Consider the following 13,644-nt stretch of genomic DNA (forward strand, 5'->3'; position numbering starts at 1 on the left):
CCAACGCGCTCACCCCGCGCCGTCCTCCGCCTCCAGCTCGGACCGGAACGCCTCGAGGTTGGTGGTGGGCTCGCCCCTGGACACGCGCCAGGCCCACTCCCGCCGGATCGAGGTCCAGAAGCCGATCCGCAGCAGGTCGTCGAAGGGCTCGTCGCAGGCCGCGAGGACGCCGCCCAGGAGCTCGTCGACGGTCTGCTCGTCGAGCCCCCCGAGCGGCACGCGGGCGGTGACGTAGACGTCGCCCGCCGCGTCCACGGCATACCCGAGACCGGGCAGGCGGAGCGCGCGGCGCAGCAGGAAGCGGTAGAAGTCCTCGTGCCGCTCGTCGGGGTTGCGGATGACGAACGCGCGCAGCTCCAGGGCTCGGGCGCCGACGTGCAGCGAGACGACGGTGCGCAGCTTGTGCTCGCCGGGCAGCGTGACGACGGTCTCCCCCTCGCGCGCTCCCGGCTCCCACGCGACGCCGAGCCCGTCGAGGATCGCGGACAGGCGGGCCAGGTCGGTCATGAGGTCTCCTCGAGGGTGGTGGAGTAGGTGGCAAGAAGGCCGTCGACCGTGCGCTCCCAGGAGAGCGCGGCCGCGTGCGTGACCGCGCGCTCGGCCCACGCCGCGCGCCGGGCCGGGTCGGAGAGCCGCCCGAGGGTGGCGGCGAGCGCGTCGGCCCAGTCGCGGGGGTCGTGGCCGTCGACGAGGACGCCCACGTCACCGACGGCGACCGGCAGGCCGCCGACCCTCGCCGCGACCACCGGCGTGCCGCAGGCCAGGGCCTCGACCGCCACCAGCCCGAACGACTCGTTGTGCGACGGCACCGCGACCAGGTCGGCGGCCCGGTAGTGCTCCGCGAGCTCCTCGCGCGACACCGGTGGGCCGAGGCGCACCACGTCCTCGAGGCTCTCCTCCTGGACGACCCTGCGCAGCGCGTCCGGGGCGGCCAGGCCGGAGCCGGAGAGTCCCCCGAGGACGAGCACGACCAGACGTCCGCGCAGCGAGGGGTCGCGGCGCACCAGCTCCCCCGCGGCACGGACCAGGACGTCCGGGGCCTTGAGGGGCTGGATCCGCCCGACGAAGAGCAGGACGAGCGCGTCCTCCGGCAGGCCGAGACCGGCGCGGGCCGCGGCCTGCGACCCCGGGCGGAAGGTCTCCAGCGCCGCCCCCGGGAGTACCACGTGGACCCGCCCCGGGTCGGCGCCGTACAGGTCGAGCAGCGCCCGCGCCTCCAGCTCGGTGTTGGCGACGAGGGCGTCCGCCTCGTCCACCACCCGCTGCTCGCCCCGGACGCGCACCTCCGGCTCCGGCCGCTCGGCCTCCGCGAGGGCCAGGTTCTTCACGCGGGCGAGGGTGTGGGCGGTGTGCACCAGCGGCAGGCCGACGCGTGCCGACGCGACCCGACCAGCGACGCCGGCGAGCCAGTAGTGGGAGTGGACGACGTCATACCCGCCCGTGGCGAGCGCCCCGCCGAGCGCGTCCGCGAAGGCCTCCAGATGGGCGGGAAGGGCGTTCTTGTCGACGGGGGCCCGGGGTCCGGCGGTCAGGTGGTGCACCGTGGCACCCGGCGCGAGGGGCACCGCGCCGGTGGCCGTCCCGGCGTCGCGGGTGAAGACGTCCACCCTGACGCCACGTCGCGCGAGCCGGGCAGCCGTCTCCGCGACGTAGACGTTGAGCCCGCCCGCGTCCCCCGTCCCCGGACGCTCGAGCGGGCTGGTGTGCAGGGCGACCATCGCGAGCCGCCGGACCACCGCGCTGGCGGAGGTGGTCGGGGCAGGCACCCGCCCAGTCTGGCACCGCGCGGTTCGGCGCGCCGCCTAGGCTTGCCGGGTGACCCCGCGCCCTGCCCGTCCTCGCCCGGTGGGGACGATCACGCGCGGGACCACCAACCCCAACCGGCTGCGCCGCGTGGACCGGTGGATGGCCTGGGCGCTGCGGGACGTCCTGCGGGGTCCGGCGGCGGCGCCGGTGGTCGTGGACCTGGGGTATGGCGCGTCGCCGGTGACCGTCCTCGAGCTCGCCGACCGGCTGGCGCGCGTGCGCCCCGACGTGCGGCTCGTCGGCGTCGAGATCGATCCGGAGCGGGTGGCTCGCGGGGTGGCGGTGGCGGTGCCGCCGCGGGTGGACTTCGTGCTGGGCGGCTTCGAGGTCCCGGTGCCCGGCGGCGGCGAGCCGGTGGTCGTGCGCGCCTTCAACGTCCTCCGGCAGTATGCCGAGCACGAGTCTCCCGGTGCCTGGGCCCAGGTGGTGGGCCGGCTCGCGCCTGGCGGCGCCCTTGTCGAGGGCACCTGCGACGAGATCGGCCGCCTGGCGACGTGGGTGGACGTGCGGCGAGGCCCCGAGGGGACGCCCGACCCGCGGTCGCTGACGCTCGCCTGGCGGCTGGCCGGGCTGGAACGCCCGTCGGTGGTCGCCGAGCGGCTGCCCAAGGTGCTCATCCACCGCAACGTGCCGGGCGAGCCGGTGCACGGCTTCCTCCGGTCGCTGGACGCGGCGTGGGCGCGACGGTCGCCGCTCGCGTCCTACGGCGCCCGTCAGCGCTTCGTCGCGACGGTCGCCGACCTGCGCGAGGAGGGCTGGCCGGTGCTGCACGGGCCGGCCCGGTGGCGGCTCGGCGAGCTGACGGTCGCCTGGTCGGCCGTCGCGCCCCGCTGAGGGCGAGGGGCACGTCATACCGACCAGGGGCGAGCCCGACCCACTCACCGGAGTGAGTTGCGCACGCCATACCGGCCAGGGGCGAGCCCGGCCCACTCACCGGAGTGACTTGCGCACGCCATACCGACCAGGGGCGAGCACAACCCACTCACCGGAGTGAGTTGCGCACGCCATACCGGCCAGGGGCGAGCACGACGCACTCACCGGAGTGACTTGCGCACGCCATACCGGCCAGGCGCGAGCGCGCACGCCTACGCGGGCCGGCGGCTCCTTCGGCGAGCGGTGGAGACCCCCCAGCCGTGCTGCCGCTGCTCAGGAGCCGGGCTCGCAGCGGGTGTAGTCGTCCTCGAGCCGGGTGATGTCCGCCTCGTCGAAGTCGCCGAAGGCCAGCTCGAGCACCCGGGCGCGGACCGCGCCGGAGTTGCCCAGGCGGTGCACCGCACCGGAGGGCACCCACACCATCTCTCCCGGACCCGCGGACCAGGAGCGGTCGTCCACCATGACGTCGACCGCCCCGTCCAGGACGTGCCACATCTCCGCACGATGGCCGTGGGTCTGCAGCGAGAGCCGGTGACCCGGCTCCACCGTGATGGTCTTGACGGTCACGACCTCGTTGCTGGAGAACTGCTGGAACCGCCCCCAGGGTCGCTCGACGACGAAGACGTCCTGGGTCCGGTCGTGGCGGAGGACGTCGTGGTCCGGCGTGGTGAGGTCGGGCTGGTCGGTCGGCACCGGTTGTGCAACTCCTTCGTCAGGGGCGCCCTGCACGCCCCGGCTCGTGTCCCTCACTGCCCCGCGAGGAACGCACCGACGAGTTCACGGGTCTCGAGGCGGTGCTCCCACATGATGCCACCGGACCCCGCCACGTGCAGCACCGCGTCGGGCAGCAGATCCGCGAGCTCCTCGGCGACCTCCGCGGGATGGGTGTCGTCGCCCTCCTGACCCAGCACGAGCACCGGGCAGGTGACCTCGGACAGCCGTGCACGGTCCGGCACCGGCGCCTGCGACGGCAGCAGGCGCAGGGCCGCCTCGACGCCCGAGGACAGCAGCTGCTCAGCCTGCCCCTCCGCCCAGACGCGCACCGCCGGGTCCGCCCGCACGGCCGCGGGCTGGTCGGCGACCAGGTGCTCCACGACCGCGTCGCGGTCGCCGCTGGAGACCCGCTCGGAGAGCGACTCCAGGGCGGCCATGGCCGTGTCGGACCGAGGCCGGTCGATCGTGGCCGGCAGGACCAGCACGACCCGCTCGAAGCGGTGCGGCTCCTGGGTCAGGCCGCGCAGGATCGCGCCCGCCCCCATGCTCACCCCCAGCGCGCGGTCCGCGCGCACGTCCGGGCGGTCCGCGACGGACCAGACCTCGGCGGCGAGATCGGCATACCCGAACGGCCCGGAGGGCACGGCCGAGCGGCCGTGACCGCGCAGGTGCATGAAGGTGCGCGTCCCGGGGACGGCCGTCGCGTAGGGGCGGGTGGTGCTGATCGAGCCGGCGAGGCCGTGCACGAAGAGCGTGCTGGGCCGCCCGTGACCGGTGCGCAGGATCTCCAGCGGCCCGGCGGGGCCGTCGACGAGCTCGGTGCGGGGTGCCCCGAAGCGGCTCACCACGGGCCGTAGGGACCCATGTGGGTGCCCTGGCCACCACGCTGCACGGCGCTCACCGCGGGCTTGACGTCGGCGTGGTAGACCCCCGCCGCGACGATCGCCGCCAGGCTGAAGAGGTTGAAGGGGTTGAGCAGGAAGATGAAGCCGACGACGGTCGCCCCGCCCGTGAGCGCCAGCCAGAACGTCTTGGTGCGCTTGCCGGCGGCGGGGAAGGCGTCCTCGCGGGTGCGCACGCAGTGGATCAGGGCCCACACCATCATCACGAACACGGCCACACCGACGGCCGAGGAGAGCAGGCTCTGGGCGTTGTAGAGCGCGGGCATGCTCCTAGGGTATGCCGTCCGGCTGGGACTGCCCTGCGCGTCGGGCGCGGCTCAGACGTCGACGACGACCGTGAACGGCCCGTCGTTGACGAGCTCTACCTCCATCGCCGCACCGAAGACGCCGGTCGCGACCTCGACCCCACGACCGCGCAGCGCGGCGACGACCCCGTCGACCAGGGGCTCGGCCACGGGGCCGGGGGCCGCGTCGCTCCACGACGGGCGGCGGCCCTTGCGGGTCTGGCCGTAGAGGGTGAACTGGCTGACGACCAGCACGGGGGCGCCCACGTCGGAGACGGAGAGCTCGTCCCGCAGGATCCGCAGCTCGGCGATCTTGCGCGCCATCGCCTCCACCTGGGCGGGGCCGTCGGCGTGCGTCGCCGCCACCAGGGCGAGAAGGCCGGGGCGCTCGACCGCCCCGACGACCTCGCCCGCGACGGTCACGCTGGCGCGCGTGACGCGCTGCAGCACCGCCCTCACCGGGCGGTGGCCTCCGGCAGGACCGCCCGCACGCCACCGACCGGCTCGCCGTGCCCGCGGACCACCGCGTCGGCGTCGAGCGCGTCCAGCACGCCCACCACGTCCGGGCCGAGCCCCTCCACGCCCATCCGGCGCAGGGCGGCGGTCATGACCACCACCCGCGCGCGGTCGTAGCCGTCGGTGATCTTGACGGTGAGTCCCGAGCCGTCGGCGAGGCCGACGGCATACACCGACTCCGCCCCGTCCTTGGCGATGAGGCCGGGAACACCCTCGATGAGGCGGGTGACGTCGCGGCCGGTGCCGCCCAGCCAGCCCGGGTGGGCGCGGACCGCGTCGGCGACGCGCCGCTCGATGGTGCCCTCCGCGGCGGAGGCGAGGCGACCGAACGCGCGGGCCAGCCCCACGGAGGTGACGGCCAGGGCCGGGGCGCCGCAGCCGTCCACCGTCACGGCGGCGACCTGCTCCCCGGTGAGCTCCTCGACGACCTCGACGATCAGCCGCTGCAGCGGGTGCCCCGGGTCGCGGTAGGTCGCGGTGTCCCACCCGGCGGCCACGCAGGCGGCCAGCATGGCGGCGTGCTTGCCCGAGCAGTTCTGCGCGACCGACGAGGGGGGCAGGTCCGCCGCGAGCCAGCGCTGGCGCTCGGTCTCCGACAGCGGGCGGTCGGGGGTGTTCTGCAGGGCGGTCTCGTCCAGCCCCACCGAGGCCAGGATGCGCCGGGCGCCGTCCTGGTGGAAGGGCTCGCCGGAGTGGCTCGCGGCCGCCAGCGCGACCAGCTCCTCGTCGGTCAGCTCCAGCCCGGCGCGCAGCATGGCGACCGTCTGCAGGGGCTTGAGCGAGGAGCGCGGCAGGATCGGGGCGTCCACCGGGCCGACCTCGACGACCAGCTGCCCGTCGGGCCCGGTGCCGGCGACGACGCCGTGGTGGACGGACTCGACGAAGCCGTTGCGCACGACCTCTGCGACGACCGGGGCGCCGGCCAGCGGGCTCGTGCTCATCGGGTGCGACGCTCCTTGACGCCGAGCAGCTCGCGCGCCTCGTCGGTCGACAGCGGCGGCCGCTGCAGGGTCGTGGCCAGGCCCGCGGCCCGCTCGACCAGCTCGGCGTTGTGCTGCACCTGCTGGCCACGGGCATACATGACGTTGTCCTCCATGCCGACCCGCAGGTGTCCGCCCAGGGCGAGCGCCGCCGCAGCGATCGGCAGGTGGGCCCGGCCGATGCCGGTGGCGGACCAGCTGGTGACCTCGGCGGGGAGCATCTGCACGCCTGCGACGAGCGCCTCGACCGTGCCGGGCATGCCGCCGGGGACGTTGGTGACGAAGTCGACGTGGACCTTGCCGCCGAAGGGCAGGCCGTGCGTGTCGATCAGCCGCCGCAGCGCCGCGACGTGGCCCAGGTCGAACAGCTCGAACTCCGGCACGACCTCGCGCTCCTGCGCCTGCACGTAGAGGTCGCTCATGAAGCCGTAGGGGTTGAGGAAGACGTCGTCGCCGAAGTTGACGGTGCCGCAGGTCAGGCTGCACGAGTCCGGCTCGGCGTCCAGCACCGTCAGGCGCTTCTCGAGCGGGTCGTGCACCGAGCCGCCGGTCGAGAGCTGGACGACGAGGTCGGTGGCCTCGCGCAGCGCCTGAACGGTGTCCCGCAGGCGCACCGGGTCGAGGGTCGGGACGTGCCCCGCGTCGCTGTCGCGGACGTGGACGTGGATCAGGCCCGCGCCGGCGGCCTCGCAGCGCTGCGCGGTCTCGACCAGCTCCTCCAGCGTCGTCGGCAGCTGCGGCACGTCGGCCTTGGCGGTCTCGGCGCCGGTGGGCGCCACGGTGATGAGCGTTCCGGACATGGGGGGATCCTCTCAGGGGCAGGGGTATGCCGTGCGCGCGCGGGTCGCCCGGGTGGCCCCCGGGCGGCGGACGGGCCTGGTCAGACGCGCTTGAGCTCGGCCGAGACGTGCGACTGCAGCGCGTGGCCCGTCGCGGCCATGTCCATGACCCACATCAGGTTGCCGTTGACGTAGCCGTAGAGGCGGTGCGCCGCGGCATACTCCTTGGCGTGCGGGCTGCGCATCACGCCGTCGGTGCGCAGCTCGACCTTGGCCGGTGACATCTCGCCGGCATACATCTCCACGATCCCCGTCGGGTGGCAGAGCAGGAGCTCAACCTCCTTGCCGTCCGGCTGGGGGCGCCAGAAGCCGGTCTCGATCGCGCTGGGGCGCTCCTGGTTGCCGTCCGCGTCGAGGAGCCAGGTGCGCGAGGTCCACATGAGGAACGGCCGGCCGTCATGGGTGACGGTGACCTCCTGGCCGAAGTGGCGCGACTCGATGGAGGGGTAGCCGACGACGCCGGCCCCGGCCCACGAGCCGATCATCCAGGCCAGCGGGGCGCAGTCGGGGTGCATGGTGGGGTCGAGCTCGATAGGCACGGCCCCATGCTAGGCGAGCCGGGGGTCAGCCGCAGACGCCGCTGAAACCGCTGGTCGGCGACACCGAGTCGACGTAGCTGTCCATGGAGTCGCTGCGCAGGGAGTCCGAGAGACGCCCCATCTGGCTCTCGGACATCAGCACGATCGAGCCGGCGACCGGGTGCATGTCGATCCCGCACCACGGGCCCTGCCAGAAGTGGACGTCGTCGCCGCGCACCTCACGCATGGAGAAGCCCAGGTCGCGCATGTCGCTGACCTTGAGGTCCTCGTCGACGGTCAGGTTGGTGGTCGCCGCGTCGATGAAGCTCGCGAGCCGGGCGGGGTTGGTCAGCGTCTCGCGCGAGAGCGCCTTGAGCATAACGGCCTTGACGAACTGCATCTGGCGCTCGCCGCGGCTGATGTCGCCCTGCGACAGCGACTTGCGCTCGCGAACGAAGCGCAGCCCCTGCTCGCCGTCCATGTGCTGGACGCCGGCGCTGAAACCGCCGCCCGCCTCGGTGACGTTGACGTCCACGCCACCCATCGCGTCGGTCATCGCCTTGAAGCTCTCGAAGTTGACCATGACGACGTGGTCCAGCGGGACGTCGATCAGCGGCTGGAGCGTCTGGACCAGCAGCGGCGCCCCGCCGTAGGCGTAGGCGGCGTTGATCTTGGAGCTGCCGCCGGTGCCCGCGATCGGCACGAACAGGTCGCGGGGGAAGTGGACGAGGTCGACGCGGTCGCGCTCGTCGTTGATGTGCATGAGCACGATGACGTCGGAGCGGCCCCGCTCGACGCTGAGGTCGCGGCTGTCGGTGCCGATGATGAGGAAGTTGAGGGCGTCCCCTGCCTCGGGCGAGCGGGCCGGGGTCTCGGTCGACACCTCGGCGCCGTCGACGTCGATCGCCTCGCCGTCCTCGCCGACGATCGGCGGCAGCTCACCTTCCTCGTCAGGGGGCTGGATGCCGCCGGTGAGGTCCGGGGAGATCGTGATGACGGAGTCCTCGCCGCGCAGGTCCTCGTGGCTGATGTTCCTGGACACCGTGCGCTGCAGGTAGAAGGCGTAGCCCGCGACCACGACCACGGCGAGCAGGGCGAGCGCGCCGATGGACAGGGCGATGGCCCTCAGCGGGCGGTGGCGGCGGGCCTGGCGCCTGCGGCCGCGGCGGCTTTCGTCGGGGTCGCCCCAGTCGTCGTAGTCCGCCGTCGGACGGTGCTCCACACCCATGGCCGGGGATTCTACGGGGCCGGGCTGGCAGCTGAGGCCGGTTCTCGGTGACGTAGCCTGCCAGGCATGAGCGTCCTGCTGTCCCGCCCCGGCGCCGTCGAGGGCACCGGGCCCGACGCCGGGGTCGCGGCGCACTACGGAGCTCCCCACAAGGAGCAGGTGCTGCTCGCCGAGGGCCTGGCCGTCGTCGACCTCTCGCACCGAGGCGTGGTCACCGTGACCGGCCCCGACCGGCTCTCGTGGCTGCACTCGCTGACGACCCAGATGCTGCTCGGCCTGCCCCCGCGCACCTCCACCGAGACCCTCATCCTCTCGCCGAAGGGTCACATCGAGCACGCGCTCCACGTCGTGGACGACGGGGAGACCACCTGGCTGACGACCGAGCCCGGCGCCGCCCCCGCGGTGACGGCGTGGCTCGACTCGATGCGGTTCATGCTGCGGGTCGAGGTGTCCGACGTGAGCGCCCGGTATGCCGTGCTCGGCGAGCCGGTCGGCGCGGAGTCGGTCGAGGGCGAGCCTCTGGCGTGGGTCGACCCGTGGCCGACCCTGGTGGGCGAGACCTTCGCCTACGGGCCGGACGCGGCCGACCACCCGGCGCTGGGCCGTTCCTGGCGTGAGCTGATCGTGCCGGTGGAGGAGCTGGAGACGGCCGTGGGCGACCGCCCGCTTGCCGGGACGTGGGCCGCGGAGGCCCTGCGGGTGGCTGCCTGGCGCCCGCGGGCCGGGGTGGACACCGACCACCGCACCATCCCGCACGAGCTGGACTGGCTGCGCACGGCCGTGCACCTGCGCAAGGGCTGCTACCGGGGGCAGGAGACCGTCGCCCGGGTCAAGAACCTCGGCCGCCCCCCACGGCGCGTGGTCTTCCTCCACCTCGACGGCTCCGGCCACGTGCTGCCCGAGCCCGGCACCGAGCTCGTGCCGGTGGAGGGCGGGCGAGCGGTGGGCCACCTCACCAGCGTGGCGCGCCACCACGAGGACGGCCCGATCGCACTCGCGCTGGTGAAGCGCAACACCGACCCCGACGCGGTGCTGCTGGCCGGCACGACCAGCGCCGCACAGACGCTGATCGTCGCCCCCTGACCAAGCGGTCACCCCATACCCGAGCGACCGCGCCAGGTGGTGTCCTCCGCGCTGACCGGGACGCGCCCGGTGGGTCAGAGGGGGAGGGCGTCGGGCAGGAAGACGAGGGCGGTGAGGTAGGGGACGACGCCCACGACGAGCACCGACGTCAGCGCGGCGACCAGCCGTGGTCGCGGTCGGGACATCGCCGGCAGAGGCGCCACGATCCCTCGCATCGCGTGGCTGAGGGCGGCCCCGGCCACCCCGAGCAGCAGCCAGGTGGTCCACGGGACGTCCATCACCAGGGCGGTCGCGACCGCCGCCGCACCGCCGGCCAGCAGGGCCAGGGGCGTCAGCCAGGTCGCCATCGCCGCCCACCGGCCCGCCATGTCGGTCAGCGCCGACGCGGACGCCGCCGCGAGGGACCCCACCACCAGCGCCACGCCCTCGTCGGTGCGCGAGAGCGGCACCATCAGGATGCCGCAGGCCACGATCCCGAGCGCCAGCACGACCGCGCTGACGGACGTCACCACCCGCGGCCGACCGTCGCGACGCAGGAGCTGGTGGGTGAAGGCCGCGAGCATGGCCAGCGACAGCGCAGCCGGCACCCACGACAGCCACGGCCCCTCCGCCGGCAGCCCGACCGCGGCCACCAGCGCCAGCCCGCCGACCGTGATCGTGCCCACCGTCCCGCGCGGCGTCGGAAGCGCGAGTGCCCCGGCCCAGCCCCACGCGACCACCACGACCGCCGCGGCGAGCGCGAGGGAGAGCAGACCTGCGGAGGTGAGCGACGCCATACCGAGGAGGAGGGAGACCGCCACGACGGCCACCGCCACGGGCACCTGGGCCCCGCGGCGTGCGGCCTCCTGCACTGGTGTCGACGGCATCACGGCCCATCATGTCAGCCTCTGGTCCCTATCCTGTGGTGGTGGCCGACCTGGTGCTGCTCACCCCACGGACCCCCGTCTCCGACGCGGTGCCCCTGGTGCTGCCCGGGCTGGCCCTGCTTCCCCACGTCCTCGAGTCCCACGCCCTGGACGTCGGCGTGCTGCTCAGACGCCCCGCCGAGCCAGACCTCGTCCTCGTGGACCTCGTCAGCGACCTCATGGCGGGCCACGGCGCGCTGCGCTCCCTGGAGCAGCTGGAGCTCGGCTGCCCGGTGCTCGCGGTCCTGGGCGAGTCCGCCCTCGGGATCGTCGAGGCGAGCTGGCCCGCGGACGACGTCGTCGCGACGGACGCCGGACCCGCCGAGGTGGGCGCCCGCGTGCGCCTGCTCCTGCAGCGCGGGCCGCGCCGCCCGGCACCGCCAGCCGTCGCCCTGCCCACCTCCGACCCCGGCACGGACGCCGCCACCCTGCAGGTCGCGGACGTGGTCGTGGACGAGGCGAGCTGGACCGTCCGGGCGGGCGGGCAGCCGCTTGACCTGACCTTCAAGGAGTTCGAGCTGCTGCGCTACCTCGTCCAGCACCCCGGCCGCGTGGTGACCCGTGACCTGCTGCTGCAGGAGGTCTGGGGCATGGACTACTACGGCGGGACGCGCACGGTGGACGTCCACGTCCGGCGGCTGCGTGCCAAACTCGGGCCGGAGCGCGAGTCGCTCATCGGCACGATCCGCGGCGTCGGCTACCGCTTCAGCGGGCCTCGCGGCGAGCGCTGAGGCAGCGTGCGAGACTGACCCCCATGCCTGGCCACACCGTCGTCGAGGAGCTGAACTCCCTGCCCCCGCAGCGTGCCGGGGACGTGCTCGCCCTCGCCGTGCGGGCCGCCCAGCACGACGGGGTCAAACCCCTGTCCGAGCAGACCGTCCTCGAGGCCAGACGCACCGCGCAGGAGGACAGCACCAGCACCTCCGTCCACCTGCTGCTGCTCGACGTCGACCCCACCGGGGACCCCCTCGCCGCCACCGTGCTCGGCTACGGCCACGTCGACCTGGGCGACCCCGACATCCCGTCGGTCGAGATCGTCATCGACCCCGCCCGGCGCCGTCGCGGCCTCGGCGGACAGCTCCTCGACCACGTGCTCGAGCGCTGGCCCCGCGCCCGCCTCTGGTCGCACGGGGACCTCCAGGACGCCCGTCGCCTCTACAGCTCCCGCCAGCTGGTGGTCGTCCGTGAGCTGTGGCAGATGAGCCGCCCGCTCGTGGGCGAGTGGTCAGAGCTGCCCAAGGGCGACCACGTGGAGCTGCCGCAGGGCATCGTGGTCCGGCCCTTCATCGTCGGCCAGGACGAGCAGGCCTGGCTGGCGGTCAACGCCCGCGCCTTCGCCCACCACGCGGAGCAGGGCCGGATGACTCTCACCGACCTGCACGAGCGGGAGGCCGAGCCCTGGTTCGACCCGCACGGCTTCCTCCTGCTCGAGGACGTCGACGAGGTGGACGCGGACGGTCGTCGGCGGATCGCCGGCTTCCACTGGACCAAGGTCGACCCCAGCGAGGGCCCGGCCACCGGCGAGGTCTACGTCGTGGGCGTGGACCCCGACTACCAGGGCCGCGGGCTCGGGGTGGCGGCGACCCTCGTCGGCCTGCGCCACCTGCGCAACGTCGGCGTCCACACCGCGACGCTCTACGTCGACGGCGACAACGCCCCCGCGATCGCGACCTACCACCGGCTCGGCTTCGAGCGTTCCGCCATCGACGTCATGTATGCCGCGGGGACCGAAGGGTCGTGAACCGGGTCTCGGTGCGCGCCGCCGGCACGCTGCCCTACCGCCTCGTGGACGGGCGCCCGCAGGTCGCGCTGGTCCACCGCCCCAAGTACGACGACTGGTCCTGGCCCAAGGGCAAGCTGGACGCGGGCGAGGACTGGGCGGCCGCTGCGGCCCGGGAGACCTGCGAGGAGACGGGGCTGCAGGTCCGGCTCGGTATGCCGTTGCCCGAGGCCCGGTACCCCGTCAGCCGGTCCGGTCTGAAGCGGGTGCGCTATTGGGCGGCCGAGGTCGTCGGGGGCGAGGGCGCGCTCGAGCACGAGGTGGACGAGATCTGCTGGCTGGACCCGACGGAGGCCTGGGCCCGGCTCACCTACGCCCGCGACCGGGAGCAGTGCGACGCCCTCGTCGCGCTGCACGAGCAGGGCACGCTGGCCACCTGGCCGTTGCTGCTGGTGCGGCACGCGGTCGCCGTGGCCCGCCAGGAATGGGTAGGTCCGGACCCCGAGCGCCCGCTCACCGAGGAGGGTCAGACCCGGTCGCGGGCGCTGGCGGGCCTCCTCCGGGCCTACGCCCCGCACCGCGTCCTCTCCAGCCCGTCGGTCCGGTGCGTCGACACCCTCCAGCCCTTCGTCGCCGCGACCGGGACACTCATGGTCACCAAGAAGGGTCTCAGCGAGGAGGGCTTCGAGCGCTCGCCGGGCAAGGTGGTCAAGCACCTGGGTCGGCTGCTCACGACTGCCGACCCGGCCGCCCTGTGCACCCACCGGCCGCTCTTCGGCACCGTGCTCGCAGAGCTCCGCAGCCGCGCGGCACCGTCTCTCGGCACGGGCGACCGGCGGCTGCTCAGCCGCCTGGGCACGGTCTCGCCCGACAAGGGCGAGGTGCTGGTGTGCCTCATGCAGGGCGCCGGCGCGCAGGCGCGCGTGGTGGCGGTCGAGCGTCACCGCCCCTGAGGTCGCGGTCGACTCCCCTGACCCACGCCGGACAAGCTCACCGCCGGACAGCTCGCCCACGCTGACTGATCCCCGGCCTCTCCCGGCAGCCAGACCACCGTCGGAGCGCAGCCCCGCCAGCTTCCGCCGCGCGCCTGACGTGGACGTCAGTGTGGAGTTGTGGCCCTATAGCGGCCAGAAGTCCACACGGACGTGGACGTCAGGCGACTGACGTGGACGTCCGTGGCGAGTTGTGGCCCCCAGGGGGGCCACAGGTCGCCACTGACGTGGACGTCAAGCAGGGGAGATCGAGCGGCTGGCCCACGAGCGGCTGGCTCCGAGGA

General features: G+C 74.2%; 16 protein-coding genes. 5 read left to right on the forward strand and 11 right to left on the reverse strand.

Annotated features, from left to right (window positions below):
* Window positions 1-9: 9 nt before the first annotated feature.
* Both IEV65_RS12670 and mshA read right to left on the reverse strand, forming a co-directional pair.
* A complete protein-coding gene (locus IEV65_RS12670; protein ID WP_188431342.1) occupies window positions 10-507 on the reverse strand; it encodes a YbjN domain-containing protein in 498 nt (165 codons plus the stop codon).
* A complete protein-coding gene (gene mshA / locus IEV65_RS12675) occupies window positions 504-1,766 on the reverse strand; it encodes a D-inositol-3-phosphate glycosyltransferase (RefSeq protein ID WP_229735243.1) in 1,263 nt (420 codons plus the stop codon). The genes IEV65_RS12670 and mshA overlap by 4 nt, the downstream gene beginning before the upstream one ends.
* 88 nt (window positions 1,767-1,854) lie before the next feature.
* Between mshA and IEV65_RS12680 the strand changes: the two genes are divergently transcribed.
* Entirely contained in the window at window positions 1,855-2,640 is a 786-nt protein-coding gene (locus IEV65_RS12680; protein WP_188431609.1) for a class I SAM-dependent methyltransferase, read from the forward strand.
* A gap of 312 nt (window positions 2,641-2,952) precedes the next feature.
* Here IEV65_RS12680 and IEV65_RS12685 read toward each other — a convergent pair whose 3' ends face one another.
* The 8 genes from IEV65_RS12685 to IEV65_RS12720 all read right to left on the reverse strand — a co-directional run bounded on the left by IEV65_RS12685 (window position 2,953) and on the right by IEV65_RS12720 (window position 8,660).
* Window positions 2,953-3,372 carry a phosphomannose isomerase type II C-terminal cupin domain gene (locus IEV65_RS12685; RefSeq protein ID WP_188431344.1) on the reverse strand — a complete coding sequence of 140 codons (420 nt, stop codon included), beginning with the start codon at window positions 3,370-3,372 and terminating at the stop codon, window positions 2,953-2,955.
* A 53-nt stretch (window positions 3,373-3,425) separates the two neighbouring features.
* Window positions 3,426-4,241: an alpha/beta fold hydrolase gene (locus IEV65_RS12690; protein ID WP_229735244.1), complete on the reverse strand. Its 816-nt coding sequence runs from the start codon at window positions 4,239-4,241 to the stop codon at window positions 3,426-3,428.
* The gene (locus tag IEV65_RS12695; RefSeq protein ID WP_188431346.1) at window positions 4,235-4,561 is read right to left on the reverse strand and encodes a DUF2516 family protein; all 327 of its coding nucleotides are present in this window, start codon (window positions 4,559-4,561) and stop codon (window positions 4,235-4,237) included. Before IEV65_RS12695 ends, IEV65_RS12690 begins: the two co-directional genes overlap by 7 nt.
* Window positions 4,562-4,612: 51 nt before the next feature.
* The gene (gene dtd / locus IEV65_RS12700) at window positions 4,613-5,038 is read right to left on the reverse strand and encodes a D-aminoacyl-tRNA deacylase (RefSeq protein WP_188431348.1); all 426 of its coding nucleotides are present in this window, start codon (window positions 5,036-5,038) and stop codon (window positions 4,613-4,615) included.
* Complete coding sequence (locus IEV65_RS12705) at window positions 5,035-6,036, reverse strand: asparaginase (protein ID WP_188431349.1); 1,002 nt, start codon at window positions 6,034-6,036, stop codon at window positions 5,035-5,037. The genes dtd and IEV65_RS12705 overlap by 4 nt, the downstream gene beginning before the upstream one ends.
* Window positions 6,033-6,875, reverse strand: a complete 843-nt coding sequence (locus tag IEV65_RS12710) for a beta-keto acid cleavage family enzyme (RefSeq protein ID WP_188431351.1) — start codon at window positions 6,873-6,875, stop codon at window positions 6,033-6,035. Before IEV65_RS12710 ends, IEV65_RS12705 begins: the two co-directional genes overlap by 4 nt.
* An 80-nt stretch (window positions 6,876-6,955) precedes the next feature.
* On the reverse strand, window positions 6,956-7,453 hold the full coding sequence (locus IEV65_RS12715; RefSeq protein ID WP_188431353.1) for a heme-binding beta-barrel domain-containing protein: 498 nt from the start codon (window positions 7,451-7,453) through the stop codon (window positions 6,956-6,958).
* A gap of 25 nt (window positions 7,454-7,478) precedes the next feature.
* On the reverse strand, window positions 7,479-8,660 hold the full coding sequence (locus IEV65_RS12720) for an LCP family protein (protein WP_188431355.1): 1,182 nt from the start codon (window positions 8,658-8,660) through the stop codon (window positions 7,479-7,481).
* A gap of 66 nt (window positions 8,661-8,726) precedes the next feature.
* Here IEV65_RS12720 and ygfZ point away from each other — a divergent pair, with 66 nt between their 5' ends.
* Entirely contained in the window at window positions 8,727-9,743 is a 1,017-nt protein-coding gene (gene ygfZ, locus IEV65_RS12725; protein WP_188431357.1) for a CAF17-like 4Fe-4S cluster assembly/insertion protein YgfZ, read from the forward strand.
* Between the two features lie 74 nt (window positions 9,744-9,817).
* On the opposite strand, the gene IEV65_RS12730 is transcribed toward ygfZ, so the two are convergent.
* On the reverse strand, window positions 9,818-10,609 hold the full coding sequence (locus IEV65_RS12730) for a hypothetical protein (protein WP_188431359.1): 792 nt from the start codon (window positions 10,607-10,609) through the stop codon (window positions 9,818-9,820).
* Between the two features lie 41 nt (window positions 10,610-10,650).
* Here IEV65_RS12730 and IEV65_RS12735 point away from each other — a divergent pair, with 41 nt between their 5' ends.
* From IEV65_RS12735 to IEV65_RS12745, 3 genes are read left to right on the forward strand one after another with little or no spacing between them, the layout of a single operon-like run.
* Window positions 10,651-11,379, forward strand: a complete 729-nt coding sequence (locus tag IEV65_RS12735; RefSeq protein WP_229735245.1) for a winged helix-turn-helix transcriptional regulator — start codon at window positions 10,651-10,653, stop codon at window positions 11,377-11,379.
* Window positions 11,380-11,402: 23 nt separating this feature from the next.
* Window positions 11,403-12,389 carry a mycothiol synthase gene (mshD, locus tag IEV65_RS12740; protein ID WP_188431362.1) on the forward strand — a complete coding sequence of 329 codons (987 nt, stop codon included), beginning with the start codon at window positions 11,403-11,405 and terminating at the stop codon, window positions 12,387-12,389.
* Window positions 12,386-13,321: an NUDIX hydrolase gene (locus IEV65_RS12745; RefSeq protein ID WP_188431364.1), complete on the forward strand. Its 936-nt coding sequence runs from the start codon at window positions 12,386-12,388 to the stop codon at window positions 13,319-13,321. The genes mshD and IEV65_RS12745 overlap by 4 nt, the downstream gene beginning before the upstream one ends.
* Window positions 13,322-13,644 lie beyond the last annotated feature (323 nt).

Source organism: Ornithinimicrobium tianjinense, assembly GCF_014636495.1.
Taxonomy (GTDB): Bacteria; Actinomycetota; Actinomycetes; order Actinomycetales; family Dermatophilaceae; genus Ornithinicoccus; species Ornithinicoccus tianjinensis.